The following is a 2,793-nucleotide window of genomic DNA, read 5'->3' on the forward strand; positions in this document are numbered from 1 at the left end:
ATTTATTTATGCAACAAAGCCGTTCAATCCTAGTACTTCCTATTTTAGGCTGGATGTTGTATCGCTATTACCAACGTTATCAACAGCATTTAAAAGTCAGGAAAAACGTAGTTTTATTAGGATGGGGGTTAACAATTCTATCAATCTTGTCTGGTCTTATTTCAGTTGCAGATTATTTACGCTATTTTCCTTGGCATGTCATTTCCTCTGATCTTTATCATCTCATTGGGATTACATTTAATGTGTTTACTCAAACTGCTCTTATAGTCTTTACCTTTGGATGTATGCTCTTTCTATTTTTGGATCGTAATTCCCGTCTGGGTTAGAGTCTTCAACAGAACCACAGATTTCCACGCAAAATCGTATTGTTTTTCACGCAAGTTCTTGTGACAACATGCTCAAAGAGGCATAATCCTACCTTTGCAAAAGGCGGTACGCTGTTTACGTATACGCTTCCTTAACCCATATAGTTGGATTTTTTACGCTATGATGCGAACTCATTACTGCGGTTCTTTAACCGAAGCTCAAATTGACCAGACCGTAACCATCTGCGGCTGGGTACACCGTCGCCGTGACCATGGTGGTGTTATCTTCCTTGACATGCGTGACCGTGATGGTCTCGTGCAAGTGGTTATTGACCCAGATACTCCTGAAGCATTCGCAACTGCGGACAAATCACGTTCAGAATACGTATTAAAAATTACAGGTCGTGTACGTCGTCGTTACGCAGGCACTGAAAACGCGAATATGGTAAGCGGCCAGATCGAAGTTCTGGGTAAAGAAATCGAAGTTCTTGCTCAGTCTGAAACTCCGCCATTCCCATTGAATGACGAAAATGCCAATATTTCTGAAGAAATCCGCCTGAAATACCGCTTCCTGGACATCCGTCGTCCAGAAATGATCGACCGTTTACGTTTCCGTTCTAAAGTGACTACGCTGATCCGTAACTACCTGGATGAACATGGTTTCCTAGACGTTGAAACTCCTATTTTGACTCGTGCCACTCCTGAAGGTGCACGTGACTATTTGGTACCAAGTCGTGTCTCTAACGGTAGTTTCTACGCACTGCCACAATCTCCACAATTGTTCAAACAGTTGTTAATGGTGGGTGGTGTAGACCGTTACTACCAAATCGCGAAATGTTTCCGTGACGAAGACTTGCGTGCAGACCGTCAGCCAGAATTCACTCAAATCGACATTGAAACATCGTTCATGAGTGACGATGACATTATGGATTTGATGGAAGGCATGACTGTTAAGATGTTCGACGAACTTCTTGGCGTGAAATTCGACAAATTCCAGCGTATGCCTTATTCAGAAGCAATGCGTGACTATGCTTCTGACAAACCAGACCTTCGTATTCCATTGAAACTTGTTGACGTTGCAGATTTGATGCAAGACGTTGAGTTCAAAGTATTCGCAGGTCCTGCTAAAGACCCTAAAGGTCGTATTGTGGCACTTCGTGTTCCAGGTGCTGGCTCACTGCCACGTAGCCAAATCGACGAATATACTAAATTCGTTGGTATCTACGGTGCAAAAGGTCTGGCTTACATCAAAGTCAACGAACTGGAAAAAGGCATCGAAGGTCTTCAATCTCCAATCGTGAAATTCATCGAGCCAGTTGTGCTAGATCTGTTGAAACGTGTTGGTGCTGAAAATGGCGATATCGTATTCTTCGGTGCAGACAAAGCCAAAGTTGTAAATGATGCGATGGGCGCACTTCGTGTGAAAATCGGTCATGACCTGAATCTTGCAACTTGCGAATGGGCTCCGCTTTGGGTGGTTGACTTCCCAATGTTCGAAGAAACTGATGATGGCAAATGGACTTCTGTTCACCACCCATTCACACTACCAAAATCAAGTGTTGAAGAAGTGAAGAACAACCCAGGTGAAGCATTATCTGTTGCTTACGATATGGTACTGAACGGTACTGAAATCGGTGGTGGTTCACTGCGTATCTATACGCTGGAAATGCAAAAAGCGATCTTTGAAGCGCTGGGTATTTCAGAAGAAGAAGCTGAAGAGAAGTTCAGCTTCTTACTGAATGCCTTGAAATTCGGTGCACCTCCTCACGGTGGTTTGGCATTCGGTCTGGACCGTCTGGTGATGCTGATGACTGGTGCTTCTTCAATCCGTGACGTGATTGCATTCCCGAAAACCAAAACAGCTGAATGTCCATTGACTCAAGCGCCTGCACCAGTTGAGCCAACTCAATTGCGTGATCTTGGTATTCGTTTACGTGAAAAACCAAAAGCAGAAGAAGCTAAATAATCTTTAGCAACTGATGTAAAAAGCCCTGCTCTTGCAGGGCTTTTTTATCATAATGAGCGTTATTTTTGATACTATTCGCTAGAGCTTTAAGCCTAAACAATCTTTAAATTATCACTTCTAACATGAAATAATTTTTAAAAACCTATTATTTCACATTCGTCTATTTTGTTATTCAGCTGCTTTATTATTTTTGATAATTTCTTAGATTGTTAAGCACTTACAAAATTTTTACAACCAGATTGCCAGTCTAAGAGAAACTATTTATTCCATGTATATCCTGTTAAATTTTTTAGCCTTTTTACCCTTACGCATACTGCAAGTTATGGGTTATCTCGGAGCATGGGTTTTATATCAAACCAATTCATCTATTCACCGTATAACAAAAATTAATATTCAGTTGGCTTATCCAGAACTAAATATTCAGCAGCAAAAATACGGCTTTGTTGCATAAATATGTAAGCATCTGATTTAAATAAATTTAATTTTGGATCAAAAAATAATCAAAACTTTTAAAATCATATA

Annotated in this window: 1 protein-coding gene and 1 pseudogene; both read left to right on the top strand. The window is 40.9% G+C overall.

Annotation, left to right across the window (positions count from 1 at the left end):
* A pseudogene (locus GW12_RS15970) lies at positions 1–326 on the top strand (DUF4184 domain-containing protein); the annotation flags it as partial.
* A 160-nt stretch (positions 327–486) separates the two neighbouring features.
* Positions 487–2,271: an aspartate--tRNA ligase gene (gene aspS / locus GW12_RS05980; RefSeq protein WP_034584819.1), complete on the top strand. Its 1,785-nt coding sequence runs from the start codon at positions 487–489 to the stop codon at positions 2,269–2,271.
* Positions 2,272–2,793: the final 522 nt, after the last annotated feature.

The sequence above is a fragment of the Acinetobacter sp. HR7 genome (assembly GCF_000773685.1).
GTDB lineage: Bacteria > Pseudomonadota > Gammaproteobacteria > Pseudomonadales > Moraxellaceae > Acinetobacter > Acinetobacter thermotolerans.

Coding starts and splice junctions, on each gene's coding strand:
- aspS (WP_034584819.1), top strand. CDS start 487: ATGATGCGAACTCATTACTGCGGTTCTTTAACCGAAGCTCAAATTGAC.